23 protein-coding genes are annotated in these 25,443 nt (G+C 67.7%); 20 read left to right on the forward strand and 3 right to left on the reverse strand.

The window, feature by feature from the left end; all coding sequences use genetic code 11:
- Window positions 1–126: 126 nt before the first annotated feature.
- On the forward strand, window positions 127–1,224 hold the full coding sequence (hrcA, locus tag VFB33_08585; GenBank protein HZO81738.1) for a heat-inducible transcriptional repressor HrcA: 1,098 nt from the start codon (window positions 127–129) through the stop codon (window positions 1,222–1,224).
- Here the strand turns inward: hrcA and VFB33_08590 are convergent.
- On the reverse strand, window positions 1,221–1,670 hold the full coding sequence (locus VFB33_08590) for a hypothetical protein (GenBank protein HZO81739.1): 450 nt from the start codon (window positions 1,668–1,670) through the stop codon (window positions 1,221–1,223). The two genes, hrcA and VFB33_08590, sit on opposite strands and share 4 nt — an antisense overlap.
- A gap of 152 nt (window positions 1,671–1,822) precedes the next feature.
- Between VFB33_08590 and VFB33_08595 the strand changes: the two genes are divergently transcribed.
- From VFB33_08595 to VFB33_08615, 5 genes are all read left to right on the forward strand, one after another.
- Window positions 1,823–3,031 carry an MFS transporter gene (locus tag VFB33_08595; protein HZO81740.1) on the forward strand — a complete coding sequence of 403 codons (1,209 nt, stop codon included), beginning with the start codon at window positions 1,823–1,825 and terminating at the stop codon, window positions 3,029–3,031.
- Between the two features lie 303 nt (window positions 3,032–3,334).
- A complete protein-coding gene (locus VFB33_08600; protein ID HZO81741.1) occupies window positions 3,335–4,582 on the forward strand; it encodes a TadG family pilus assembly protein in 1,248 nt (415 codons plus the stop codon).
- A gap of 13 nt (window positions 4,583–4,595) precedes the next feature.
- The gene (locus tag VFB33_08605) at window positions 4,596–5,027 is read left to right on the forward strand and encodes a TadE/TadG family type IV pilus assembly protein (GenBank protein ID HZO81742.1); all 432 of its coding nucleotides are present in this window, start codon (window positions 4,596–4,598) and stop codon (window positions 5,025–5,027) included.
- Complete coding sequence (locus tag VFB33_08610) at window positions 5,024–5,482, forward strand: TadE/TadG family type IV pilus assembly protein (protein HZO81743.1); 459 nt, start codon at window positions 5,024–5,026, stop codon at window positions 5,480–5,482. The genes VFB33_08605 and VFB33_08610 overlap by 4 nt, the downstream gene beginning before the upstream one ends.
- Window positions 5,483–5,639: 157 nt before the next feature.
- Window positions 5,640–6,413, forward strand: coding sequence for a hypothetical protein (locus VFB33_08615; protein ID HZO81744.1), 774 nt, complete (start codon window positions 5,640–5,642; stop codon window positions 6,411–6,413).
- 62 nt (window positions 6,414–6,475) lie between these two features.
- On the opposite strand, the gene VFB33_08620 is transcribed toward VFB33_08615, so the two are convergent.
- Window positions 6,476–7,816, reverse strand: coding sequence for a hypothetical protein (locus tag VFB33_08620; GenBank protein HZO81745.1), 1,341 nt, complete (start codon window positions 7,814–7,816; stop codon window positions 6,476–6,478).
- A gap of 76 nt (window positions 7,817–7,892) precedes the next feature.
- The gene (locus VFB33_08625) at window positions 7,893–8,750 is read right to left on the reverse strand and encodes an SMP-30/gluconolactonase/LRE family protein (protein HZO81746.1); all 858 of its coding nucleotides are present in this window, start codon (window positions 8,748–8,750) and stop codon (window positions 7,893–7,895) included.
- A 592-nt stretch (window positions 8,751–9,342) separates the two neighbouring features.
- Here VFB33_08625 and VFB33_08630 point away from each other — a divergent pair.
- The 14 genes from VFB33_08630 to VFB33_08695 are packed head-to-tail and all read left to right on the forward strand — an operon-like array spanning window position 9,343 to window position 25,443.
- A complete protein-coding gene (locus VFB33_08630; protein ID HZO81747.1) occupies window positions 9,343–10,161 on the forward strand; it encodes a polysaccharide biosynthesis/export family protein in 819 nt (272 codons plus the stop codon).
- A 16-nt stretch (window positions 10,162–10,177) separates the two neighbouring features.
- Window positions 10,178–11,692, forward strand: coding sequence for a hypothetical protein (locus VFB33_08635; GenBank protein ID HZO81748.1), 1,515 nt, complete (start codon window positions 10,178–10,180; stop codon window positions 11,690–11,692).
- 11 nt (window positions 11,693–11,703) lie between these two features.
- Complete coding sequence (locus VFB33_08640) at window positions 11,704–13,119, forward strand: AAA family ATPase (protein HZO81749.1); 1,416 nt, start codon at window positions 11,704–11,706, stop codon at window positions 13,117–13,119.
- A gap of 18 nt (window positions 13,120–13,137) precedes the next feature.
- Window positions 13,138–13,896: a hypothetical protein gene (locus VFB33_08645; protein HZO81750.1), complete on the forward strand. Its 759-nt coding sequence runs from the start codon at window positions 13,138–13,140 to the stop codon at window positions 13,894–13,896.
- A 23-nt stretch (window positions 13,897–13,919) separates the two neighbouring features.
- Window positions 13,920–14,987, forward strand: a complete 1,068-nt coding sequence (locus VFB33_08650; GenBank protein ID HZO81751.1) for a Gfo/Idh/MocA family oxidoreductase — start codon at window positions 13,920–13,922, stop codon at window positions 14,985–14,987.
- Window positions 14,988–15,030: 43 nt separating this feature from the next.
- Complete coding sequence (locus tag VFB33_08655; GenBank protein ID HZO81752.1) at window positions 15,031–15,552, forward strand: acyltransferase; 522 nt, start codon at window positions 15,031–15,033, stop codon at window positions 15,550–15,552.
- Window positions 15,553–15,607: 55 nt separating this feature from the next.
- Window positions 15,608–16,816 carry a DegT/DnrJ/EryC1/StrS family aminotransferase gene (locus tag VFB33_08660; GenBank protein HZO81753.1) on the forward strand — a complete coding sequence of 403 codons (1,209 nt, stop codon included), beginning with the start codon at window positions 15,608–15,610 and terminating at the stop codon, window positions 16,814–16,816.
- A 3-nt stretch (window positions 16,817–16,819) separates the two neighbouring features.
- Window positions 16,820–18,262, forward strand: coding sequence for a sugar transferase (locus VFB33_08665; GenBank protein ID HZO81754.1), 1,443 nt, complete (start codon window positions 16,820–16,822; stop codon window positions 18,260–18,262).
- Window positions 18,259–19,848 carry an oligosaccharide flippase family protein gene (locus VFB33_08670; protein HZO81755.1) on the forward strand — a complete coding sequence of 530 codons (1,590 nt, stop codon included), beginning with the start codon at window positions 18,259–18,261 and terminating at the stop codon, window positions 19,846–19,848. The genes VFB33_08665 and VFB33_08670 overlap by 4 nt, the downstream gene beginning before the upstream one ends.
- Entirely contained in the window at window positions 19,845–20,702 is an 858-nt protein-coding gene (locus VFB33_08675; GenBank protein ID HZO81756.1) for a glycosyltransferase family A protein, read from the forward strand. The genes VFB33_08670 and VFB33_08675 overlap by 4 nt, the downstream gene beginning before the upstream one ends.
- Window positions 20,693–21,907, forward strand: coding sequence for a hypothetical protein (locus VFB33_08680; protein ID HZO81757.1), 1,215 nt, complete (start codon window positions 20,693–20,695; stop codon window positions 21,905–21,907). The genes VFB33_08675 and VFB33_08680 overlap by 10 nt, the downstream gene beginning before the upstream one ends.
- Before the next feature lie 8 nt (window positions 21,908–21,915).
- Complete coding sequence (locus VFB33_08685) at window positions 21,916–23,265, forward strand: glycosyltransferase family 4 protein (GenBank protein HZO81758.1); 1,350 nt, start codon at window positions 21,916–21,918, stop codon at window positions 23,263–23,265.
- Window positions 23,244–24,041, forward strand: coding sequence for a hypothetical protein (locus VFB33_08690; GenBank protein HZO81759.1), 798 nt, complete (start codon window positions 23,244–23,246; stop codon window positions 24,039–24,041). The genes VFB33_08685 and VFB33_08690 overlap by 22 nt, the downstream gene beginning before the upstream one ends.
- A 4-nt stretch (window positions 24,042–24,045) precedes the next feature.
- Window positions 24,046–25,443 (forward strand): hypothetical protein, encoded by a 1,398-nt coding sequence (locus VFB33_08695; GenBank protein ID HZO81760.1) that lies wholly within the window; start codon window positions 24,046–24,048, stop codon window positions 25,441–25,443.

The raw sequence follows: 25,443 nt of genomic DNA on the forward strand, positions 1-25,443 counted from the left end.
GCCCGGGGCTACTCCGAACAGCCTATCAGGCGGCCGCCCACGCAAAAACCCGCACGTCAGCCGGGTTTGCTTGTTGACCCAAATGCGCTGGGTGCTCTTGAACGCGGGGCGGTGGGCGAAACAGAATTGAAACGCTGGCATCTGACGCGTGGCGGCAAGCGCCGCGCCAATGATTCGATGGACAGCTCGACCTCACACAGCGACCTCTCACGCCGCCAGCGCGCGGTGCTGTTCGCGACCGTGCAGGAGTTTATCGCAACCGCCGAGCCCGTCGGGTCGCATCAGATCGCCGCGCGCTATCCGCTCGGCGTGCGCGCCGCGATGGTGCGCAACCTGATGTCCGAGCTGGAGCATGGCGGCTATCTCCGTCAGCCGCACACCTCGGCCGGACGCGTGCCCACCGAGCGCGCCTTTCGCTACTACGTCGATCAGGTGATGCCGGTCAGGCGGATCGGTTTCGAGGACCGCGCGCATATCGAGCTCGCCTATTCGGCCGGCCCGCGCGAGCTCAGCGAGGTGATGCGCGAAACGTCGCGCCTGCTGTCGCTGCTTACCGGCCAGGCCGCGCTGGTGATGGCGCCGCGGCTGGAGAGCGCGCGCCTGGAGCGGGTGGACTTCGTGCGCCTGCGCGAGCGCGAGGTGCTCGCGATTTTCGTCGCGGCCGCCGGCGGCGCGCACCATCGCCTGGTCCAGACCGACGACGACCACCGCCCCGAGGAGCTCGAGCGGATGGCGCGTTATCTCAACGAGGCGCTCAAGGGGCGCACGCTGGAGCAGGCGCAGGCGTGGATCGAGGAGCGGCTGCGCGCCGATCGCGCCCGTTACGATCGCTTCATGCGCACGGCGCTGATGCTGGGCGGGGCAGCCGCCGAACGACTCGCGGACGCCGAGCTTTACGTCGAGGGCAGCGCCAAGGCGGCCGAGCAGCCGGAGTTCGCCGATCGCAACCGCCTGCGCGACCTGCTGCGCGCGCTCGAGGATCGCAGCGCCCTGCTCGAGCTGCTCGAGCGCAGCCTCGCGCACGGCGGCCTGACCGTGTCGATCGGTTCGGAGAATATCGACGCCCGCCTCGCCAGCCTCAGCGTGGTCGCCGCCTCCTATGAAAGCGGCGCGATGCCGCTCGGCAGCGTGGCGGTAGTCGGCCCGATGCGGATGGACTACGAGCGGGTGATCCCGCTGGTGGATTACACCGCGCGCACGCTTTCGCGCCTGCTCGATTCCTAGCGCACGAAGATCACGCCAAAGTGGCGGTCGATCACCGCTCCCGTCTCGCCCAGTGTGAAATTCGAAGTGATGAGGCCGCTGGCGCCGGCGAATTGTCCCTCGCCGCCGTCGATCCGCCAGATGACCGAGCCGTGGCGCAGCTTCGGGTCGGCGCTCGCATCCATGTAGCCCTCTCCGACGGTGCTGAAGCGCAGGCGATGGTTGCCCTCGCCAAATCGGATCGTGCCGGATTCGACGAACGAGGTGTCGCCGGTCACCGTAACCTCGGATTCGAAGATCGCCTTGCCGCCGGCGGCCGGCTTGAGGCTCGCGCTCAGGCCGTCAGCGCCGACCGTCGAGGTGAGCGAGCAGCTCGAAGCGCTGGTCGCCGCCTTGATCACGTTGGAAGGGCCGGCCACCGGCGCCGCCTGCCCGCTGAACTCCATCGCGTAGAAGATCTGCTTCATCTCCGGAGCCTCCTGGCGTGCTGGATTCCTGTGGGTACCCCATGCGCGCGGTATAAGGCAATTGCTCGCCCGACCGAGCAGCGCGCGCTCCGGCGATGGCTCGCGCGAGCGGGCTAGGCTAAATAGATCCGAACGGACCGAAATCCGTGCGGATGCCGAGCGCACAAACGAGGGCGACGGGTGGCTCCGCGCCGAACGCCGCCGCCGCGCCGCTGGCGACGACGCCCAATCACGTCTGGGGGCTGTTCTCGATGGCGTGGGCGCACTTCCTCAACGACGGCGGCTCCAACTACTTGCCCGCGGTGCTGCCGGCGATCCTGATCGCGCTCGACATCCGGCTCGCGTTGGTGGGCGTCGTGATGTCGGCGCTGCTCATCGGGCAGGCGCTGCAGCCGGCGTGCGGATGGATTGCCGACCGCGTCGGCGGCCGCGCCTTCGTAATCGCCGGCGTTACGCTCAGCACCGTCGCCGGCGCGCTGGTCGGAATTGTCCCCGGCTACTACAGCCTGCTTGGGGTGCTGTTGCTGGTCGGGATGGGCAGCGCGATCTTCCATCCCCAGGCGCTCGCCGCCGTGCGCGAGATGTCAACCCGGCGCCAGGGATTGTACATCTCGATTTTTCTGATCGGCGGCGAACTGGGGCGCGGTCTGTGGCCGATGGTGGCGGCGTTGGCCGTGGAGTACTTCGGGCTGCGCGGTCTTCTGTTGCTTGCGCTTCCGACGATCCTGACGATGCCGCTGATCGTCCATGAGCTGCCGCGGTTGCGCGCGCGCCCCAGCGAGCCGGCCCATCGCGCGCACATCAACGCCAACTTCTGGCCGTTGGTCAGCGTGGTCGCCTACTCGAGCACGCGCGCGGTTGTGATGTACAGTCTGACCACCTTCCTGCCGCTGCTATGGAAAGAGCAGGGCGGCTCGCTGGTGGGGGGCGCCTCGCTGATCACGACCCTGCTCACCGTGGGTGTGCTCGGCAATCTCGGCGGCGGCCATCTGTCCGACCATTTCAGCCGCAAGTCGGTGGTTATCGGTGCTACCGCCCTCTCGGCGGTCTTCCTTGGCCTCTACCTGCTTACCGGCGGACTGATGCAATGGCTTATCCTGGGTGTTCTCGGGATCACGATTTTCTCCACCTTCCCGCTCCAGATCCTGATCGCGCAGGACCTTCTGCCTGACAATCGCGCGCTCGGCTCGGGGCTGGCGCTCGGGTTCTCGAACGGGATTGGGGCGGGCGCGATGATACCGCTGGGGCCGCTCGCCGCCCATTGGAGCATCCCGGCCGTGCTTTGGCTCAACGTGGGACTGACGCTACTCGCCCTCGCGCTGGCGCTTGCCCTTCCGGCAACCGGTCCACGTCCCGAGTAGGCCGATTTCGGTCAGGCGCAAATCCCTCCACGCAGGCAACTTCTGGGTCGAGAGTCGGGCACCACGATGCAGTCCGGCCCTGGCTGCGATTTTGCGCAAACTGCCAGTGTGGCCAGCCACAAGGCCGCATGGCTTGGAGTTTGCTGATACCCGCATTCGAATTCTGTCGCAATCTGATAAGCCGAGCTATGACGACTTTTCCCGACGTTTAATTCCGGTCGGCGGAGGGAAGGCGAAATGGGTCAACGGATCAATGTTGCGCTCGCGCGACGAAGTTTTGCGCTGAAGCCACGCGGTCAAACGATGATGCTGGCTTCGGTCGCGCTGGTCGCCCTGTTGGGGATGGCGGCGCTGGCGGTTGACGTCGGTAATCTGTGGACCATCCGACGGCGCATGCAGAGCGCGGCGGACGCGGCGGCGATGGCGGGGGTGGACGCGCTCACGATGGGCGAGAGCGGCAGCGACCTGGTTTCGGCCGCCAAATACGGCGCCCAACAAAACGGCTTCCAGGACGGCTCCACCAGCTCGACCAGCAGCAGCGCGGTTTCCGTTACGGTGGAAAACCCCCCGACCTCGGGGAGCTACCAGGGGCTGGCGAGCGCCGTGCGGGTGACGGTCCTGCAATCACAGCCTACCTATTTCATGCGCGTGCTGGGATGGAACCAGGTACCGGTTTCTGCCAGCGCAACCGCGCTTGCAGTGGGTGCGGGCTCGTGCGTGTTCAGCCTCGACCCCGGCGCCTCGGGGGCGATTACGGTCAACGGTAACACCAGTCTAAGCTCGGCCTGCGGCATCTACGACAACTCCAGCAGTTCGACGGCGATGACCGTGGGCGGCGGCGGGGTCGTGAGATCTCCCTTCGTCGGTGTGGTGGGGCAAACCAACGTCAACGGCGGCGGCACGATGCCGGTGGCGCAGGGAATCCCCGCTTTTGGCGATCCGCTGGCATGGATCCAGCAACCTTCGTTCGATTCCACGCAGTGTCCCAACGGCAGTTTTCATCCAACTTCGCTCAACGGGACGGTGAATCCGGGAATCTTCTGCGGCGGCATTCACCTCGCCGGCGGCGCCAACGTGACCTTCAACCCCGGCCTTTACATTATCGATGGCGGCGGGATCCAGATTGACGGCGGCGCCACGGTTTCCGGCTCGGGAGTGACTTTCTTCCTCACCGGCCAGAACACCTCGAACGGCAGCCCCAACGCGTACGGTGGGGTCAATATCGCGAGCAACGCGACGGTGAACCTGAGCGCGCCCTGCACCTCGAGCGGCGGCTCGGTTCCGGGGGTGCTGTTCTTCCAGGACCGCTCGATGACTAACGGCGTGGGCAGCACGATCAACGGCAGCTCGACGTCAACCTTCGCCGGCGCGCTCTATTTTCCGACCACCGCGCTCAACTACAGCGGCAGTAGCGGCGCCAACAACCAGTTTACACTGCTGATTTCCGACACTTTGAACATTACCGGCAACACTTCAGTCGCAAACGGAACCTGCCTCAACGGATGCTGTCTCCAGGGGCCGCTGATCAAGGATGCCTCGCTGGTCGAATAGGGAGGGAGGATACATGCTTCGTCTGCGCAAAATGACCAAAGGGCAGAGCATGGTCGAGCTCGCCCTGGTTCTGCCTACGCTCGCGCTGCTGCTGGTGGTGGTGGCGGACTTCGCGCGCGTGTTCTACCTCTCGATCGCGGTGGCCAACGCGGCGCGCGCCGGCGTGGCGTACGGCTCCCAGAGCCTGCTTAAGGCGATCCAGTTCGATAGCATCCAACAGGCCGCGCTCAACGACGGCCAGAATATCGCCGGGCTTACGGCGACCGCGTCCGACGTCTGCATGTGCAATGGCGCGGTGGTAGCGTGCAGCCCCGCGGCCTGCGCGCAGCCGCAGACCTACGTCCAGGTCACGACCCGCACAACCTTCCATACGCTGCTCAACTACCCCGGCGTCCCCTCCACGATTCCGATCAGCTACACCGCGATGATGGAGGTCAGGCCGTGAGCTGGAAGAAAGCGATGAGGAGCCCGCGGCGCAGGGGCGGCGGCGCGCGCGGGCAGGCGGCGGTCGAGTTCGCGCTCGTCGCACTCCCGTGTCTGACCCTGCTGTTCGCCGTCACCTCATTCGGGTATGCGCTCTACACCTATAGCTTCGTCTCCAGTGCGGCGCGCAACGCCGTGCGCTATGCGATCGTGCATGGTTCGCACAGCCTTTCCCCGGCGACGTCGACGGCCATCACGAACTACGTCAAGAACCAGTTGCAGGGGTTGAGCGCGAGCGATTTGAGCGTGACTTCCTGCTGGAATCCGCAGAGCGGCACCTGCCCCGGACCTTCGGGCAATAACGATCCGGGGAAAGTCGTAAGCGTCACGGTGACCTACAACTTTCAGCCGCTGTTCGGGATGCCAGCTGTCACACTCCCGCTGACCAGCAGCTCGCAGATGGTGATCGCCTACTAGGCGACCCCCGCACCCACGGATTGCGGGCCTCCGAAGGCAGGGCGCCTTCGGGGGCTTTTCTTTCTGGCCGCGTTTCTGGCACAAGCTAACGGACGCTCGTGCCGCGCCGCGCGCAGGTGCGGGCGGCCAAACGGTGGCCGAAGGAGAATCCGCGACCATGGCCCAGTACGTCGAAATCGAACAGGCGCGCTCGATGAGCGGGCTCAGACTGGTGCTCACGCCGGGCGTGCCCGGGCCGTGGAGCGAGGCCGCCAAGAGCATCCTTCACGTCAAGCAACTTCCCTACGTGAAGGTGCGCCAGGAGCTGGGCGGAGCCAACCTCGCGCTGGTCCAATGGACCGCGCAGGCGAGCGCGCCGGTCATGATCTGGAACGACGAGCGCCCGCGCAGCATCTGGAACGACCAGCTTTTCCTGGCCGAGCGGCTGGCGCCCAATCCGGCGCTGATACCGGCGAGCCTGGAAGAGCGCGCGCTGATGTTCGGCTACGCCAACGAGCTGTGCGGCGAGAACGGCCTGGGATGGTCGAAGCGGCTGATGATCATCCACGAGGGGATGAACAGTGCGAGCGAGTCGGCGCGCCAGCTTTCCTCTTATCTCGGGACCAAGTACGGCTACGAGCGCGGCGCCGCAGAGGCCGCACCGGCGCGCATCGCGGGCATCCTGCGTGCGCTGCGCGCGCAACTCGAGCGCCAGCACACTCGCGGCAGCCGCTTCTTCATCGGCGACGCCCTCAGCGCGCTCGACATATACTGGGCGACATTCGCCGCGCTGCTCGATCCGCTGCCCGACGAGTTGTGCCCGATGCCGCAGGGCTTTCGGCGCGTATACACCAACACCGATCCGACGATCAAAGCCGCGTGCGCACCGGTCCTGTTCGAGCATCGCGATTTCATCTACCGCAATTTCCTCGAACTGCCGCTCGACTTCTAAGCGCACTGCCGCAGCGCGCTGCACGGCGCACGCCTCCTGGCGCGCAGCGGGCGCTTGACGGCCTAGCGCGAGCGCGCGCCGGTGCCGCTCAGCGCCGGACTGCCGGGTTCGCCGGGTGCGGCGCTGCGATAGGCAAAACTCAAAGTCCTCAGCGTGACGGCCGCATACACCAGCCCGCCCAGCGCGGCCAGCGCCGCGCCCGCCGTGCCCACCGTTGCAGCGCCTGCCATCAGGCCCGCGCTCAGCGCGAGGACCCCGGCATTGAACGCCACGAAGACGAACAGGCGCGGGCGCGCGGTGCCAAGGCTCTCCGCGCGCACTGCGACCCATCCGGCGGCGCTGCGCGCGCGGACCACGAAGCCGGCGAACAAATGGTACGACATGCCGATGATGAAGTTGCTGAAGAAGCCCAGCAGACCGGCCGCTCCGAAGGCGGCCGCGAGCCGGCTGCCCTCGAGGCTTGACGCGCCCCCGCCCGCGAGCGCGACCGCCGCGGCGGCGCTTGCGCCGAGCCAGACGAAGCCCGCCAGCGCGTGGCGCGCGGTCCAGTCCAGCGCCATCCTCCGCGTGCGCATCAGCCGCGCCATCGTGGCCAGGTACGCGAGCAGCGATAGCGCGATGAGCACGGCCCAGACCGTCGCTCCGCGCACGCCGGCGAGCAGCGTCGCCGCCAGCCCGACGACGCCAACTATCAGCGCGTAGAGCTGATAGATCGCGGCGCGGGGCAGGGGAACGGCGGGCAGGATGAAGGCCGGCAGCATCCGGTACGACACCGCGCATATCGCCACTGTCACCCATCCCGCCGCCGCCAGCGCGGCGTGCGCGCCGAGGTTGGTCAACAGGCTTCCGCCCATGAAGCCGTAGCTCTTATCCATTGCGAGCAGCAGGCCGAGCGTGGCCGCGGCAAGCAGAAACCAGATCGCCGCGAACATCCCGGTTTCGGCGACGCCGGCGCCGAGCTGCGGCCAGAGCAGAGGCAGCAGGTTGACTGCGAACAGCACCACGCTCGCCAGCATCACCAGCGCGGCCAGCCAGATGCCCAGCCAGATCCCGATGGCGAAGTGCGACACCATCCCGCTCGCCCCAATGAAGAACAGCACGAGTTGCGCGACCGCGAGCCGCGGAAAGGGCAGCGGGCGGCGCACCAGGGCCGGCGCGTAGCGGTACATCACGCCCATGATGCTCGCCGTGATCCATCCGAGCGTGAACGTATGGACGATTGCGAGCTGCCAGGGACCGTAGAAATAGTTTGCTACCACGCGCGGCACGAGCAGCGGCGCGGCCGCAATCCCGACCGCGAAGAACAGCACCGCGAGAATGAAAAAGTTGACCGGCACGAGCGCCGCCGCGCGCTCATGGCCGCCGCGTGCGGCCAGGCTGTAGTCGTGAGGGTCTCGCTTCATCTGCGACAGTGCATGCATAACGGTCGCGCCAGGCGCGGCGATTGCCGCTGGCGCCCGCTACCGCGTTTTCCCTGACCTAGAACCGTGCCCTCGGCACCGGTTGCCCGGCAACCCCCGGACGCGCGCGGAAGATCGTCCCCTTGCGGTCGCGTACCTCGCTGTTGTTGGCGGTGACCACATAAAGGTCGCCCATGTCGGGGCCGCCGAACGCGACGCTGGTGACTGTGCGCGCGGGTACTTTGATCCGCTCTCGGAGCACGCCGTCCGCTCTGAAACGCGCGAGCTCGCCCGGGCCGCCGACCACCGCCACCCACACCCCGCCCTCCGCGTCAACCGTCATCCCGTCGGGCATCCCTTCGGGCAGGCGCGCGAAGACGCGCCGCCCGTTCAGTCCGCGCTCGGGGCTTAAATCGTAGGCCCACACGGCGCGAGTCGTGGTGTCGCAATGGTAGAGCAGGCGCCCGTCGGGGCTGAAGCCGAGCCCGTTGGTGACTTCGATCCCTTCGTAGAGCATGGTGACCGCGTCCGGCGGGTCGATGCGGAAGAGCGCGCCCGGCGGCGGCTTGCTCGTGAAGTCGAACTTCGTGATGTCCATCCCGAACGAGCCGGTCCAGATGCTGCCGTAAGCGTCGACCGTCAGGTCGTTGAGTCCGAATAGCGGCTTGCCCTCCCAGTGGGCGAAGATGTCGGTGAGCTGCGCGCTGCGCGAATCCCATTTGGCGAGGCTTGCGCCGGTCACCACGATTCCGCCGTCCTCGCACAGGGCGATCCCGCCGACGAAGGTGCGCCCCGGGATGAGCGTTTCGATCCCGCCGTCAGGCGCGCGGCGAAAGACACCGCCCACGCGCACGTCGCTGAAGTAAAGCCGGTTGTGTTCGTCGGTGCGCGGCCCTTCGAGCAGGCCGTAGCCCCAGGCAAGGGTTTCAAATTGCATAGCGCCTCGCAGGTCCGCGCGAAGTTTCGAGCGACGCGGACGTTAGAGGGTTGATCGCATGGCGCGTGCGGTAAAAGCAAGTGCGTAATAGAGGCCAACTGAGAGCAATTGGCAGTATCACAAATCCAATATCTACTGCACAACATCACAAGCTAATCGAAAACGCAGTGCGACTTGTCGCGGTTTGCACAGCAATGCAGCGCTCACACCCGATGCTGATTCGCAATCGGCGTCAACGGCAATTGAATGCAGCGCGAAGCGTGCCGATGCACTCCAAGTAAATTTTGCGCCGTGTCTCGGTAACGTTTGCCATCAAGCTCTGCGACACGTCGAAAAACTCTGCGGATCGGCGAATTCCGGCTCAGGCATGGAGCTTGCCTTGAGTCAGCGCAACTGTCGTCGAACGACGACTTCCACTGAACAGGACGAACATTCATCGCGGCCCGGAATCGCTTCGTACGGAATCTCGACAGGGACACGTACAAAATTGATGAGCGGGGGTGGTGGAAGGCTGATGGCTCAAGATCGACGGCTCCGTCGCGAGGCGTACTCCGGGCCCATCAAGCGGTTCGCTCAGGTCTGGCAGGGTGCGATGAGAGGTCAGTTGCCCGCTCGTTACGAGGATGAAACGCAAGCGCATGAGATGCGCGGTGCCGTGCTGTGCTGGCCCGCCTGGCTGGCGGCGGCGGCGCTGATGCTCGTCGGATGCGCCGGTTCGGCAGCACATGGCGACCTTGCCGGTGCCCGGGCGGACGCGCTCTCGCCTGAACAGTGCCTGAACAATGCCGCCGTGCAATCGGCCGCGCTCCACCCCGCACCAACCGACCCCCGCTCGTATCGTATCCAGCCCGGCGATCAGCTCGAGATCGACTTTTACCTCGATCCTGAATTCAACGACCAGGTCGCGGTCGATCCCGACGGCAAGATCCAGCTGCGCATGGTGGGCGCCATTCCGGCGGCCGGCCTGACCCCGACTCAACTCGCACAGGAGATCGACAAGGCGTACTCGACCGAACTGCGCTCGCCCAACGCCGTGGTCAACGTCAAGAATATGCCCGCGCGCCAGATCTACGTCGAAGGCCAGGTCACCCGGCCCGGCTCCTTCCCGCTCCAGCCCGGGATGACCGCTCTGCAGGCGCTGGCGGAGGCCGGCGGGGTCACTCCTGACGCGGCCGACGACAGCGTGGTGCTGATCCGGCGCGACGCCTGCGGACGTCCCACCGGCCAGCGCATCGATCTGGCCAGCGCCGCCGACGGCGCGAGCAGCGCCGAAGACGTTGGCCTGATGCCCTACGACATCCTGGTCGTTCCGCGCAGCCGAATCGCCAACATGGACCTCTTCGTCCAGCACTATATCCGCGGCCTGCTGCCGATCGAGCCGTACCTGTCGTTCCCCGGACCGCCACTGTGAGCGGAGCTGTCTGACCATGGTGCGACGCGACCTGAATTACTGGATCGAGCTGATATACCGGCGCCGGACGGCGTTTCTCGAGACTGCGGCCATCATCGTGGGCCTGGTCGCCCTTGTGACTCTGCTATGGCCGCCGGTCTACCAGTCGAGCGCCGAGATCCTGGTGCAGAACAACCGCGCGCAGCTGCTGGTTTCGCCCGGGCTCCAGACCGAATCGCCCCAGAATCCAGCGGTAATCACCAACCCGGTCAGCGAACAGGACCTCAACTCGGAAGTCGAACTGATCACCTCAATCGAATTGATCAAGCGTGCGATCGCGGGACTGCCGGTGCCTGCGGAAAACTCCGCCTCTTCCTTCCTGCACAGCACGGTGGGCCTCGCGCTCGACATTCCGAACGACGGCTACCGGCTCCTGCACGGCGCGCCCGAGATGAGCCCGCAGGATCGATGGGCGCTCAAGCTCGCCCACCATCTGAACGCCTCGGTGATCAAGCGCTCTGACGTAATCGAGATCGGCTTCCGCGCGCACGATCCGCGCTGGGCGCGCGAGTTCCTCACCCGGCTGATCGATCAGTATATGGACTATCACGCGCGGCTCTCGCATGACCCGCAGGCCGAGCGCTTCTTCGGTCGCCAGGCCGGGCTGCTCCAGGCGCAGCTCAACGGCGCTGAGGAGAACCTGCGCCAGCTCCAGGTCAAGACCGGGATAACGAGCCTGCCCGACCAGAAGCAGGCGCTGGTCAACCGGCTCTCCCAATTGCAGCTTGAATACTCACAGAATTCGGCGCAGCTCGCCTCGACGCGCCAGCAGGTCGCGGCGCTCGAGCAGGAACTGGGACGGACGCCGCAGCGCATCAGCAAGGAGCAGCGCTCGGTGCAAAACCTCGCGCTCGCCCAGCTCAAGGACGAGGTGATGAAGCTGCAATCGGAGCGCGCCGAGCTTTTAACCCGCTACCAGCCCAACAGCCGGCGGATCAGCGAGATCGACGCGCGCCTGGCCGCGGCGCAGAAGATCCTCGACCGCGAAAACCATCTCGAAGTCCAGGAGGTCTCGACTGATCTAAACCCCGTGTGGGTCGCGATCGACCAGAGTCTCAAGCAGTCGCAAGCCAACGCTTCCGCGCTCGCTGCCAGCCATGACGCGCTCGAAAAGCAGGTTGAAGCGACGCGCGGGCAGCTCACCGAACTGGTCAACAACGGAGTTGCGATCGAACAGCTTCAGCGCAAGGTGGAAACCGCCAAGGAGGCTTATCTCTCCTACGTACGCAAGGGTGAAGAAGCTCGGGCGGCGCAAGGCCTCAACTCCAGTCAGATCCTCAATGTCGCCCTGGCCCAGGCGCCGAACGAGCCGCTCCAGCCGGTCGCTCCGATCCTGTGGCTGAACCTGCTGGCGGGCCTGGTGCTGGGCGCCGTGGCCGGCCTGTGCGCGGCGTGGTGGGAGGAGTGCAGCGACCCCCGGCTCTATTCGGCCTTCTCGGTGGAGCAGGCGAGCGGCGTCTCCACCATCGCGGTGCTCCACAACCAGGGTTGAGGCCAGAACCGATGTATCATCAGCACTTTGGTCTCAGCGGCCCGCCCTTCCAGTTCACGCCCACGCCCGACGCGTTGTACCTGAGCAAGACCCATCGCGAAGGGTTGGCGGCGCTTGAATGGGGCCTGCTGCGCGAACCCACTGGCTTCACACTGCTGATCGGTGAGAGCGGGCTGGGCAAGACCACGCTGGTCTGCTCGCTCCTCGCACGGCGCTACGAGAGCGTGCGCGCCGCGTTCATCACCAATCCCCGGCTGAGCTTTGAGCAGCTCATGCGGGTCGCGCTCTCGCAGCTGGCGCCAGGCATCGGAGGACACGGCAAGGTCGAAACCATCGAGAGTTTCGTGCACCTGCTCGACGATCTCGCGCCCGGTGAGCGGGTGGCGCTCATTATCGATGAGGCGCAGGACCTCAGCGCCGAGACGCTCGAGGAGCTGCGGCTGCTCTCCAATGCCGACGCCGCCGCCGAGCGTCGCCTGCAAATGATCTTCGTCGGCCAGCCCGAACTGATGGAGCGACTGTCGGTCCCGCGGATGCGCAGTCTCAACCAGCGCATCGGCGCCCGCGCGCTGCTCAAGCCGCTGACGCCGGCCGAGGTGCGCGACTATATCGATTGCCGGCTGCGCGCCAAGGGCGGCACGGCGCGCAAGATCTTCGCCTCGGCGGCACTCAACCATCTGATCGAGCGCAGCCGCGGCGTCCCGCGGCGCATCAACGTGCTCTGCCATAACGCGATGCTGCTGGGCTACGCGGCCGGCGCCAAGCGGGTCAGCCTGGCGATGGCGCACACCGCGGTTGCCGAATACGAAGATCTGCTTGGCCCCGCGTATCCGCGCGGCGCCAGCGAGGCTCCTGCTCCGGCGGCCGAGCGGTCGTCGCGATGGGTCGCGCGGGCGGCGCTGGCGGTTACCGCGCTGGCCCTCGCGGTACTGTGTGCAGCCTACCTCTGGTCGGCGCAAATTCTGCTGGCTTCCAGTCCAGTGCATCCGAGCGTAGCCATCCGGCCCGCGGCGGGACCCAAAACGACCGGCCCAGGGGTCCTGCTGCGGCCGGTGGCTCCTGCTGACGGCGCGCAAGGGCGGCTCGGGATTGAGCTCGCGACTTCGATCGTGCCTGCGCCCGGGCGGACTGCGGCGCCCTCGTCGGCCCGAGCGACGACGAAGGACGCGACGCCGGCCGGCGCGGACAAAGGCGGCGCGGCAGCGGTATCCGCCCGCAATCTCATACCCAGCTCGGTGGCGGCGCATCTGCACGGTATCCGCGTGCGCTACGGCGATACGCTGTCGAAGATTGCCGCCCGCTACCTGGGATCGCAGCAAGCGCTCCAGGAACTGCTCGCAGTGAATCCGCAACTCGAGAACATCGATCTCATCTATCCGGGGCAGACGGTTTACCTTCCGCCGGTCGCGGCGGCGACGGCCCGTTAGGGGGAGTTCGAGGGAACCGTGAGCAACTACTACGAGGCGATGACGCGCCCGCACGACGCCGAGGAACGCCAGCGCACCGAGACGTCGATGTTCCACTCGCAGGCTGCGAACACCAACCCGCTGGTTCCGCTGCCGGTGCTCGACCAGGTGCCGGCGGCCGTGGCACGCGCCGGCGGCATTCGCGACATCAGCGAACGGTTGGCGCCGCTGGCGGTGGTGGAAAGCGCGGTGCGTCTGGGCGTGACGGCCTGCCGGGCGGGCGACGGCGCCTCGACGGTTGCGGCGGCGTTGGCCATCGATCTCAGCCAGCGGCTGGGACTGCGCACGATGCTGGTCGATGCCCATCTGCGCCATCCCTCGCTCCACCGTCTGTTCCTGCGCAACAACCGGCATGCGCCCGAACTGGTGCTCGACGGCGCCTTGCAGGTGCGCGCGACCGACTGGCCGCGGCTGGAGTTGGTGAGCTGCTGCCTGGCGGAGGCCCAAGCGCAGCAGGAGCTGTTCGAGCAGTTCAGCGCGCTGCTAAGCGCCTATCCGGCGGCGGTGATCGATCTGGGGGTGACCCGGCTGGACGCGCGCATGCTGCCGCTGGCGCGGCCGGCCGATCCCGTGCTGGTGGTGGCGCGCTACGGGCAGACCGAGCGGCGCGAGCTGACCACCACCGCCGCCGCCTTGCGTGCGGCCGGCCGCACAGTGGCGGGCGTAATTCTTAACGGCGCAACCGATCCGGTTGCCAAACCCCTGCGGAGATTTCTGAAAACATGGGCGAACTTGTGACTGCAGTTGGTGCGGAAGGGCGTTTGGACGACGGGCGCGGCGACGCGGCGGCGCTCGAGCGGCGGCTGCGCGCGGTGGCGGTGGTCGGGCTCGGCTACTGGGGTCCCAACTGGGTGCGCAACTTTTGCCAGCTGCGCGCGGCCCGACGCGTCATCGCCTGCGACCTCGACCGCGCGCGCTGCGAGCACGTCGCGGCTCTCTATCCGGGGGTCGAAACCTCGCCGCGCTTCGAGGACGTGCTCGAAGACCCCGAGGTCGAGGGCGTGGTGGTCGCGACCCCGGTCAGCCGCCATTATCCGATGGCGCGCCGCGCGCTCGAAGCGGATAAGGCGGTGCTGGTCGAAAAGCCGCTGGCGATGGCGCCGGCGGAGGCCGCCGAGCTGGTGCGGCTGGCGCGCGAGCGCGGGCGCGTGTTGATGGCGGGGCATACGTTCGAGTACAGCGCGCCCGTGCTCAAGCTGCACCAGATTATCTCGTCGGGCGAGCTCGGCGAGATCTTCTACGTGAGCTCGATCCGCGCCAACCTCGGGCTCTTCCAGCACGACGTCAACGTGGTGTGGGACCTCGCCACCCATGACATCTCGATCATCCTGATGCTGATGGGGCGGATGCCCGAGGCGGTGAGCTGCCACGGGCAGAGCCACTACCGCGGCGGAGTCGAGGACGTGGCGCTGCTCGCGCTGCACTTCGCGCGCAACGTGATCGCGTTCGTCCACGTGAGCTGGCTCGACCCCAACAAGATCCGCCGCACCACCATCGTCGGCTCGCGCAAGATGCTGGTGTACGACGACACCGCGCCGCAGGAAAAGATCCGCATCTACGACAAGGGCGTCGACGTCCATCGCTACTACGACACTTTCGGCGAGTTCCAGTTCTCCTACCGCTATGGCGACATCCAGATCCCGCGCATCGAGGAGGCCGAGCCGCTCAAGAGCGAGTGCGAGCACTTCGCCGAGTGCATCCGCAACGCGGCCACACCGCGTACCGACGGCCTGTCGGGCCTGCGCGTGGTCAGCGTGCTGCACGCAGCCAACGTCTCGCTGCGCAGCGGCGGGCGCAAGGTGGCGGTGGAAAGCGCGCTCGGGGCCTGAGCGGGGCGCACAGGTCTATGCCAGGGGGAGCGAGGAGGCGGTGATGAAGGGCGCGATCGAGGTGCCCAGGCTGGCTTGCGTAGCCGACGATGTGCGGCTCGGCGCCGGCGTGCGCCTGGCCCCGTTTGTCAACCTCTATGGATGCGAAATCGGCGAGGAAACCCGCCTCGGCGCGTTCGTCGAGATCCAGCGCGATGCCACAGTCGGGCGCCGCTGCAAAATCTCCAGCCACAGCTTCATCTGCTCGGGCGTGACGATCGAAGACGAGGTCTTCGTCGGCCACGGCGTGGTCTTCATCAACGACCGCGCGCCGCGCGCGACCAACGGCGCGGGCGTCCCCAAGGGCGACGAGGACTGGGTGCTGGAGCGCACGGTGGTGCGGCGCGGCGCGTCGATCGGCAGCGGTGCGGTGATCATGTGCGGAGTTGAAATCGGCGAGCGCGCGATGGTCGGCGCAGGCGCGGTGGTGACTCGCGACGTGCCGGCCGGCGCGGTGGTAAGCGGGGTGCCGGCGCGTCTGCGTGGGCTTGGTGTCCACGCCGCGGCGCGGGCTTCTCACGACTAGCCGGGCGGGCGGTCGGCAGCGCCCGCGCCAGCAACAGGGGGATGGGGAGATTCCGATGCGAATCAAACTGGTTGATCTTGCGGCACAGAATGCGGAAATCCGCGAAAGCGTCGAACGCGAGCTCGACGCGCTCCATCGCGACACCGCCTATATCGGCGGCGCCCAGGTCGAGGCCTTCGAGCGCGAGTTCGCCGACTTTCTCGGCGTGCGCCATGTTATCGGGGTCGGCAGCGGCACCGACGCGCTGCGCCTGGCCCTGCTCGCCGCCGGCATCGGCTGCGGCGACGAAGTGATCACGACGCCGATGACCTTTATCGCCACCGCGGCCGCGATCCGCCAGGCTGGCGCGCGCGCGGTGCTGGTTGATGTCGAGCCCGACACCTGCAACCTCAGTCCGCGGGCGCTGCGGCGCTATCTCGAGGAGCGCCGCGACGCCGGTGCCCATCTGCCGCGCGCGGTCATGCCCGTGCATCTCTACGGCCTGCCGGCCGCGATGCGCGAGATTCAGGAGGTGGCCCTGGAGTTCGGCCTGCGCATCATCGAGGACGCTTGCCAGGCCCATGGCGCGCTGATGCACGACGGCGCGCGTTGGCGGCCGGCGGGCACGCTGGGCGCGGCAGGATGCTTTAGCTTCTACCCGGGCAAGAACCTCGGCGGATGGGGCGACGGGGGCGCGATCGCGACCGACTCCGACGAGCTGGCCGAGCGTGCGCGGATGCTGCGCGACCACGGGCGCATCTCGCACTACGCCCATCAGCATTACGGCTACAATTCGCGGCTCGACGCGATCCAGGCCGCGGTCCTGCGCGCAAAGCTGGAGCGGCTCGAGCACTGGAACCGCCGCCGGCGCCAGATCGCCGCGCTGTACAGTGAGCTGCTCCTGGACTGCGGGCTGAACTTGCCGGCCGAGCCTGCCGGACTTTCCTCCTGTTACCACCTCTACGCCGTGCGCAGCGCGCAGCGCGACGCGCTGCGCCAGGCGCTGCTCAGCAGGAACATCGAATGCGGCATCCACTATCCGGTGCCGCTCCACCTCCAGCCGGCCTGCCGCGACCTCGGCTATCGGCGCGGCGATTTTCCGGTCGCCGAGGAAATCGCCGACACCGAGCTTTCGCTGCCGATGCATCCGCATCTGGCCGATTCCGAGGTCGAGTGCGTGGCTGATGCAGTGCTCGAAGCGCTGGAGGAAGGCTCATCCGCATTCGCCGGCGAGCTTGGCCGAAGCCCGTCCATGTCTATTTTCCCCCCAGAGCGTGGCGAGTAAGGCATGTTCGCCGGCGAACTACAACGGCAAAAGGCGCTGTTCGCCGCCGCCGACGGCGCCGCGCTGCTGGCGGCTTTCGCCGCCGCGCTGATGCTGCACGATCCGGCGGGCGCGATGGAGGGGCGGCTGCTCGCCGCCAGTCCCGCGCTGCTCGGACTCAACGTGCTGGCGCTGGTGTTTCTGTGGGTGATGGTATTTCGCGCCTGCGACCTTTACCGGATGCGCAATGGCGGCCTGCGCGAACTGGCGCAGATCGTGCGCGGCTGCTCGATCGCCGCGCTGCTCACGGTGTTGGTCGGTTTCTTCGCGCACGTCGAAGTGTCGCGGCTCGCCGTGGTGCTCGGCTATTTGTTGAGCATCCCGGCGGTGGCGCTGGGGCGGACGGTCACGCGCAGCTGTGTGCGCCGCTTTTACACCAACCCCAAAAACGCGATCCCGCTGGTGCTGATCGGCTTCAACCGCTTCGCCCGCCATTTGTGCGACCAGGTGCTCGACGAGCTCACGCCCTACGAGATGGTGGGCTTCGTCGCCGACGACGATGGCGGGCGGACGCAGTATCGCGGCTGCCCGGTTTTCAATTCGACCGAGCGGCTGCGCGATATCCGCAGTCTCTTTCCGGCGCTGGAGGTCGCGATCGTGCTGCCCGACGCGTCGCGCGACTCCCAGGAGCGGATGATCGCGCTGTGCGAGGAACTCCGCGTGCGCTGGTGGTTGATGCCGTGGTTTTCCAAGTGGCCCGCCGGCGGGCTGCGGGTCGAGATGTTCGGCGCCGTCCCGCTCATCAGCCCGCGCGGCTCCAACATCGAGGGCCTCAACTTCGCCCTCAAGCGCGCTTTCGACGTCGTGGCCGGCAGTCTGCTGCTGCTCGCCGGCTTGCCGCTGATTGGGCTCGGCGCGTTCGCGGTGTGGCTGTTCGACGGCGCGCCGGTGCTGTTTCGCCAGGAACGCATCGGCATCCACGGTCGCCCATTCAAGATGCTCAAGCTGCGTACCATGCGCGCGACGGCCGACGAGGCGCCCCATCGCGACTACGTCCGGCGATGGATCCGCGACGGCGCCGCCGCCGCCGCGCACGCCGGGGGCGGCGACCCCAAGGTATACAAGCTCGCCGACGACCGCCGCATCACGCCGGTCGGCCGCTGGCTGCGCCGCTTCAGCATCGACGAGCTGCCCCAGCTCATCAACGTGGTGCGCGGCGAGATGAGCCTCATCGGCCCGCGTCCCGCGCTGCCCTACGAGATCGAGCTGTACAAGCCGTGGCATCGGCGCCGTCTCGAAGCCGTACCGGGAATCACCGGGCTGTGGCAGGTCAGCGGCCGTAACCATCTGTCGTTCGACGAGATGGTCCGCCTCGACGTGCAATATCTCCAGGACTGGTCGTTGGCGGGGGATCTCCGAATCCTGGCGCGCACAGTCCCGGCCCTGCTGCGCGGAGGCGGCGTATGAGTCGCGCGCGCCCCGACTCGCATCCGCCGGCCGACCGTCGCGCCGAAACCGAACCCGCGCCGGGGGCGGGCACCGAGCGCGCCGAAGTCGCCGCCCCGCGCGGCCGTGCGCAGCTTCGGCGAGCCGTCACACGCGGCGTGCGCGACAACATGATCGCCGAGATCCTTGCGCAGGCGGTGCGAGTCGGCGGCCTCATGGTGCTCGCGCGCGCGCTGCGTCCGGAGGATTTCGGGCTCCTGCGTGTGTTGCTGGTGATCACGGTGTTTGCGGCGCTGGCCAGCGAGGCCGGTGTCCCCGACGCCTTCGTCCAGCGCAAGCAGGTCACCGACGAGCACGAGGCCGCCGCGTGGTGGCTGGGCCTGGGACTCGCCGTGAGCGCCGCGGCGTTGTTGTACGCCGCCGCGCCCGCGCTCGCCGCGTTGATGAAGATGCCGCGGTTGTGCGAAGGCGCGCGGTTGCTCTGCCTGCCCATCGTACTCGAAGGCAGCGCGGTTGCCGCCGGTGCGCGGCTGCGCCGCCGCCTGAGCTTCGGCGCGCTGGCCGCCGCCGACGTGGCCGCCGAGGTTGCCTTTCTCATCACCGCGATGGTTTTGCTCTGGCGCGGGCTGCCGATGTGGAGCCTGCCGGGCGCGCTAGCGGCGCGGCTCGCCACGCATGCGCTCGCGCTGTGGGTGGCCGATCCGCAGTTGCCGCGCGCGCTGCCGAGCGGGCCGGCGATAGGTGATTTCGCGCCGTTTGCGGCGACGGTTTCCGGCGGCCGCCTGATGAACCTACTGTCCGCCAACGCGGATTACCTGCTCGTCGGGCGCCTGCTGGGCGACGGCGCGCTGGGCTTTTACTCGATGGCGTGGGATCTCCTGCGGTTTGTGCCCGACCGGCTCCATCGTGTGGCTGGGCAGGTCGCCTTCCCGGCCTTTTGCCGAATCCAGGACGACCGCGCCGGGCTCGCCCGCGCTTACAGCGAGTTCTTCGATTACACCGGGCTGATAGTTCTGCCGATCGCAGTGGTCGGCGCGCTGGCGGCCCCGGAGATCCTGCAAACGCTCTACGGCCCGCAATGGACACCGGCGGTGACGCCGATGCGGCTGCTGGCGGCTGGGCTCGCGCTGCGCGGGATGCGGCTGGGCATCGGCGCGGTGTATTTCAGCCGCAACCGTCCCGCCTTCGACATCTACCTGCATGGCGTGCGGTTTGCGCTGATCGTCGCCGCGGTGTGGGGCTGCGCTCGCTGGGGCCTGTTCGGCGTGAGCGCGGGGATGAGCGTGGCCGAGGGCGTGGTGAGCGTGATGGGGGTGGCGCTGGCGTGCACGCTGCTGGAAATTCCGGCGGGCGCGCTCGTGCGCGCGGCCGCGCCGGCCGTATGGCTCGCCGTGTTGTGCGGGCTGTGCACGTTCGCGGGCAGGGCGGCCGCGATGGCGGCGGGATGGCATGGAGTGCCGCTGCTGGCCGCGGCTGCGCTGCCCGCCGCGATCGCTTGGGCATGGATGGAACGCGCGCGGATCGCGGCGATGTTCGCGCAGGGCTCTGCGTGCGCCTCCGAACCGCCGCTGGCGCGAGCGGCGCATCCGGTGGTTGGTCTCCGATGAAGCACTATATCGCGATAACGCCCGCGCGCGATGAGGAGGGCTATCTGCCGCGGCTGATCGTCTCGATGGTGGCGCAGACGCGCAGGCCTGGCCGCTGGATCATCATCGATGACGGCTCGACTGACCGCACCGGCGCGATCATCGATCGCGCCGCCCTCCACCATTCGTGGATTCAGCCCCACCATCTGCCGCGCAATCGCGCGCGTCAGCCGGGCGGCGAGTCGGTGATCATGGACTTTCTACCCCGCGAGGCGTGGGAGGGCTACGACGCGATCCTGCGGCTGGACGCCGACCTGAGCTTCAAGCCGCGTTTCGCCGAGCTGCTGTTGGCCGAGCTCGAAGCCGACGCTCGCCTGGGCATTGTCGGCCCCACGCTGTACGAGATGCGCCGCGCGCGCTGGCGCGAAGTGCGCGCGCCGTCCTTCCATACCCGCGGCGCGGCCAAGATGTACACCACCGCGTGCTTCGCCGCGATTGGCGGGCTAGTCGCCGACCTCGGCTGGGACACGATCGATGAGGCGCGGGCAATGATGCTCGGCTTTAAAACCCGCAGCTTCCGCCATATCCGCGCCTACCACCATCGTCCGCAGGGGGCAGCCGGCGGGCTGTGGCGCAGCCGCAAGGCCGCAGGCCTTGCGGCCTACAACGCCGGCTACTCGCCGCTGTTTCTCGCCGCGCGCGCCGGACTGACGGCATTCAAGTGGCCGCCGGTGGTCGGCGGAGCGGCGCTGTTGGCCGGCTATCTGGAGGGCAGCGTGCGGCGTTCGCCGCGTCCGGTGTCGCCCGCGGTGGTCAGGTTCGTCCGCCGCCAACAGATGCGTCGGCTCTTGCTGCGGGAGTCGGTATGGCACTGAGTCTCAATTCCGCCGCCGCGCCGGTGCAGGCGGCAGAGCGCCCGGACATGGCGCCCGCGCGCAACGACGCCTTCAGCTTCTGGCAACTGCCCGAAGACTGGCGCGCCCCGCTCGCCGCGGCGATTGCGCCTTCCGAAGCCGCCGCCCGCCGGCTGCTGTTCGAAGAGTACCTGCCCGAGGACGATCGGCGGCCGCCCTCCGCGATGCGCGCCTATTACCGGGTCAAACGCCTGATTCCCCCGGCGTTGCGCTATCGCCTCAACTCGGCGGCGGTGCGCACGCGCAAGCGGCTGAGGTTTCCGAGTTGGCCGTGCGAAAGCAAGCTGTGCGAACTACGGCGCGACTGGCTGCGCCGCGCGCTCGACCTGGTCGGCGCAAGCGACGGCTGGCATATCGGATTCTGGCCGCAGGGCGCGCGCTGTGCCGTCGTCCTGACCCACGACGTCGAGAGCCCGCGCGGCTTCGACCGGATGGAGCGATTGGCCGAACTCGAAGAACGTCACGGCTTCCGTTCGGCCTGGAACCTGCCCCTTGCCCAGTACCCGATCGACTGGTCGCGGGTTGAACGCTTGCGCGCCCGCGGCTTCGAGTTCGGCGCCCACGGGCTCAGCCACGACGGCCGCCTGTTCCGCAGCCCGCGCGAGTTCGCCGAGCTGGGCCCGATGGTCGAACGGCTGGCCGCCGAGCATGGCCTGCGCGGCTTCCGCGCGCCGTCAACCCTGCGCAACCTCAAGTTCATCGCGTGCCTGGACTTCGACTTCGACTCCAGCGTGGCCGACACCGATCCCTACGAGCCGCAGCCGGGAGGCAGCTGCAGCCTGTTCCCGTTCTTCCTTTCCCGTGTGGTTGAACTGCCTTACACGCTGCCCCAGGACCATACGCTGATTCACCTGCTGCACCGCGATCCGCTGCCGGTGTGGACGATGAAGGCGAAATGGATCGCCGCCTTCGGCGGAATGATCCTGACCCTCGTTCATCCGGACTACTGCGGCGAGGGGGCCTATCTTAACGCTTACGCGGAGCTGCTGCGGCGCTTGGGTGAAATCGAAAATGCCTGGCGCGCGCTGCCCGCCGAGGTCGCGCAATGGTGGCGGATGCGCGCGCGGATGCGGCTGCACCTCGCGCAGGGATGCCCGCTCATCGTCGGCGAGGGCGCCGACCGCGCAACGGCCGTCAGACTAAGTGAAGAACCGCTCACCGCATAGGAGAAGCCGTGGCCCGAATCCTGCTTATCGCCTACACGACCTACATCCACGACGGACGCGTCAAGCGCCACGCCGAGGCACTCGCCCAGCGCGGCGATCACGTCGACGTGCTGTGCCTGGACTGCGGGCACAGCGGCCGGCTCAACGGAGTCAATGTGATCGGGCTGCGGATGCCGCGTTATCGCGGCTCGCGCCGCTCGGCCTATGTGCGCAGCTATTTGCGGTTTTTCGCGATGGCGGCGTGGACTGCCTTCCGGCTGAGTTTGGAGGCGCCCTACGAAGTTGTGATCGTCTGTACGATGCCGGACGCGGCGATCCTGTGCGCGCTACCGGCGCGGCTGTTCGGCAGCCGTATCCTGCTCGACGTCCACGACACCATGCCCGAGCTTTATCAGGACAAGTTCGGCGGACGGCGCGGTGCGCTCGGCGCCAGGCTCCTGATGCTCGAGGAGCGGACGAGTGCGCGTTGCGCCGACACGGTGCTCGCCGTCCACGAACCGCACCGGATGCGCCTGGTGCGGGCGGGAGTTCCTCCGCACAAGATCCGCACCGTCATGAATGCGCCCGACCCCGCCGTTTTCCGCGCGGATTCCTCCGTCATCTGCGCGCGCAACGGCGACGCCGGCACCAGCAGCGGCAGCATGGCGGGCATGCTTCACGACGCCTTCGCATCCGAGCACCTTGGCGCTTCGGTTCGTTCTGGGGTCGGCAACAGCCGCCCGTTCACGCTCGCCTGCCATGGTACGCTGGCGCGCCGGTTGGGGCTGGATATTGCGCTCGAGGCGGTGGCGCTGGTGCGCCGGGCGATCCCCGGGTTGCGGATGAACGTGATCGGAAGCGGCGATTATGCTGAAGAAGCCAAGCGATTGGCCGCCCACCTTGGGCTCGAGGGGTGCGTATGCTTCATGGATCCGGTCCCGGTCGAGCAGCTGCCGCGCGCACTCGGCGCAGTTGACGTAGGCCTGGTACCCAATCGGGCGAGCAGCGCGACGCATCTGATGCTGCCGACCAAGCTGCTCGACTACGCCGCGCTCGGCATCCCGGCGATCGCCGCCCGCCTGCGCACCATCGAGCATTACTTCGACGGCGCCGTGCGCTTCTTCGAGCCCGGCGATCCGCACCAACTGGCAATGGCTATCGAGGAACTCCACCGCGATCCCCTCCGGCGCGCCGCCCTGGCTCGCAATGCGCGCCGGGCGCTCGAGCGGATCGGATGGCCGAGCCAGCGCACCGAATACTATCGCGCGATCGACGCGCTGCTTGTTCAGCGGCGTCCCGCCGCCCGCCCGCGCGACGCGGCGTCGCGCGCGGCAACATCGAGCGAGGAGGAAAACAAGTGGCTCATGGGGAAACGCTGATCGTGGGTTTGGGCGAAGTCGGCGGTGCGCTGGCGGCGGTCCTCGAGCGCTGCCGCCCGGTACTGCGCCACGACCTCGAACCGCGCAGCTTCGACCAGCCGATCGAGGTTATGCACATCTGCATCCCCTTCCACGAGCCGCGCGAGTTCGCGGACGCGGTGTGCGGCTACATCGGGCGCTTTGGTCCTGCGCTGACGATAATCAACAGCACCGTCCTGCCCGGCACTACGAGGGCGATCGCTCGCCGCACTGGCGCCGCCGTCGCCTATAGCCCGGTGCGCGGCAAGCACGTGCGGATGGTCGAGGATCTGCTGCGCTACGTGAAATTCGTCGCCGCGCCCGACCCCGCGACCGCCGAACGCGCGCGCTGCTACTTCGAGGAGGCGGGAATAAAGACGGGCGCAATGAGCCGACCGGAGACGCTCGAGCTGGCCAAGCTCGCCGAGACGACCTACTTCGGAACGTTGATCGCCTTCGCCCAGGAGCTCAACCGCTTCACAGAGCAGGTCGGCGCCGATTACGACGAAGCGCTGGGGTTCTTCGAGGAGGTCGAGTTCCTTCCGCGCTCGCGCTACTTTCCGGGCTTCATCGGTGGCCACTGCGTCATCCCCAACATCCATCTCCTGCGCAGGCTGCGCAAGTCGCCGCTGCTTGACGCGATCCTGCACTCCAACGCGCGGCGTGCCGAAGAACTCGAATCTCGAAGCGAGCCCAATGAAGAATCGACGGGCGAGCAGCCGTGCCTGCGCGACTGCGAGGCGCGGCCGAATCGGTGACGGCATGGACAGGGCCACATCGCTGGCCGATCAATTCGCCCGGCTGCGCGGCGTAAGCCTGACGCGCTGGTGCGAGCAGGGCGCCTCGCCTCTGGCGCCGTCCACCGCGCTCATCACGATCGGCGCGTCGCATTTGCCTGTTTTGCACGTTGATGAGAAACGGCGATTAGCCCGCCTGGTGAGCGAAGGAGCCGTACTCTACGTGCGCGGCCTGCCGCGTAATGCTGCGTCGCTCGATCTCGCGCCGTTTGCGCACGGGTGCGTCCGGGTCGCGGGCGAGCGCCGCGCTGTCGGTTATCGCTTCACGACCGGCGCAATCGTGCCGGCCGTGCTGATGAACGAAGAGACGACGGGCGCTTTCGAGGCTGCCGGCGCGGAGCTCGAGGGGTTCCCTGTCCAGCCCCTGATGACGGTGCGTCATGTCGATGGTGTCGAGCGCGCCGGGATCTTCATGCTGGAATGCGGCCGCGGATGCGTCATCTACGACCTCCATCCTGAAGAAGAGGATGCCGGCTCCCAGAGCGGGGTCGCGCTCTTGATGCGGCTGGTCCGTCCCGACACGCGCCATCACGCGGTGGGGACTCTGTTCGCCGCCGATCGCGCGGCCGGCCGCGACGTGAAGCGGCCGCCCGCTTTCAATCTGGTGATTGACGACCGGCCGACCAACTTCGATCATTTCAATACCGCACCGCTCGGCGATCTGTTGCGCCGTGTCGAGGCGTTGTGTCCAGGCGCGCACACCGACTTCGCCTGGACTCCCAGCTACACTCATGTGCCGCGCGCCTACATCGAAACGCTGCGCAGCTTCGACACCGGCTTCGTCTGGCACGGGCTCTACCGGCACGTTGATCATCGCAAAATCCCCGACCTGGCCGACGACTTTGCGCGCGGACGGCGCCTCGTCGGGCGCATCGAGGAGCGCTTCCACGTTCGTCTGCAACCAGTGATGGTTTTCCCGTTTGAGGGTTCGACGTCCGAGCAGCTCCAATTTCTGAGCCGCGCAGGGTTCACGGCCAGCGTCGAAGAGCCTCGCCAAGCCGGCGACTTGCCCTGCGGAGTGTCCGCCGCGTCTCGCGCCTGCGTGCAGCCTGCGCAACTGGGCGGGCCCGGCATCGTCGTGCTCCATCGCTATCAGGCTTCCGAGCTAAGTCGCGACCGGATGCTGGCGATGGCGACGCTCGGAGTGCCAATTATCGCCTACGCCCATCCGTGGAACCTCGGACTGCGGCGCCTGTCGCGGCTTCGCCCCTTCCGCGGCGACGTTGCCTACTTCGACGAAGTGCTCAAGTTCGCTGCGTCCAAGCGGCTGCGCCCGCTGCCGCTTGCGGAAATCGCGCGCGAGGCCCGCGCCTCGGATGCACGAGGATTCTTCGCCGACGCCTCCCTGGCCGAAAGCGCCTAG

This window comes from Candidatus Binataceae bacterium (assembly GCA_035650475.1).
Taxonomy (GTDB): domain Bacteria; phylum Desulfobacterota; class Binatia; order Binatales; family Binataceae; genus JAKAVN01.

Bases quoted from the DNA above. Each gene is read 5' to 3' on its own strand.
- VFB33_08590 (HZO81739.1), bottom strand. From the start codon at position 1,670: ATGAAGCAGATCTTCTACGCGATGGAGTTCAGCGGGCAGGCGGCGCCG.
- VFB33_08595 (HZO81740.1), top strand. From the start codon at position 1,823: ATGCCGAGCGCACAAACGAGGGCGACGGGTGGCTCCGCGCCGAACGCC.
- VFB33_08600 (HZO81741.1), top strand. From the start codon at position 3,335: ATGATGCTGGCTTCGGTCGCGCTGGTCGCCCTGTTGGGGATGGCGGCG.
- VFB33_08605 (HZO81742.1), top strand. From the start codon at position 4,596: ATGCTTCGTCTGCGCAAAATGACCAAAGGGCAGAGCATGGTCGAGCTC.
- VFB33_08615 (HZO81744.1), top strand. From the start codon at position 5,640: ATGGCCCAGTACGTCGAAATCGAACAGGCGCGCTCGATGAGCGGGCTC.
- VFB33_08620 (HZO81745.1), bottom strand. From the start codon at position 7,816: ATGAAGCGAGACCCTCACGACTACAGCCTGGCCGCACGCGGCGGCCAT.
- VFB33_08625 (HZO81746.1), bottom strand. From the start codon at position 8,750: ATGCAATTTGAAACCCTTGCCTGGGGCTACGGCCTGCTCGAAGGGCCG.
- VFB33_08630 (HZO81747.1), top strand. From the start codon at position 9,343: ATGAGAGGTCAGTTGCCCGCTCGTTACGAGGATGAAACGCAAGCGCAT.
- VFB33_08635 (HZO81748.1), top strand. From the start codon at position 10,178: ATGGTGCGACGCGACCTGAATTACTGGATCGAGCTGATATACCGGCGC.
- VFB33_08640 (HZO81749.1), top strand. From the start codon at position 11,704: ATGTATCATCAGCACTTTGGTCTCAGCGGCCCGCCCTTCCAGTTCACG.
- VFB33_08655 (HZO81752.1), top strand. From the start codon at position 15,031: ATGAAGGGCGCGATCGAGGTGCCCAGGCTGGCTTGCGTAGCCGACGAT.
- VFB33_08660 (HZO81753.1), top strand. From the start codon at position 15,608: ATGCGAATCAAACTGGTTGATCTTGCGGCACAGAATGCGGAAATCCGC.
- VFB33_08665 (HZO81754.1), top strand. From the start codon at position 16,820: ATGTTCGCCGGCGAACTACAACGGCAAAAGGCGCTGTTCGCCGCCGCC.
- VFB33_08670 (HZO81755.1), top strand. From the start codon at position 18,259: ATGAGTCGCGCGCGCCCCGACTCGCATCCGCCGGCCGACCGTCGCGCC.
- VFB33_08675 (HZO81756.1), top strand. From the start codon at position 19,845: ATGAAGCACTATATCGCGATAACGCCCGCGCGCGATGAGGAGGGCTAT.
- VFB33_08680 (HZO81757.1), top strand. From the start codon at position 20,693: ATGGCACTGAGTCTCAATTCCGCCGCCGCGCCGGTGCAGGCGGCAGAG.
- VFB33_08695 (HZO81760.1), top strand. From the start codon at position 24,046: ATGGACAGGGCCACATCGCTGGCCGATCAATTCGCCCGGCTGCGCGGC.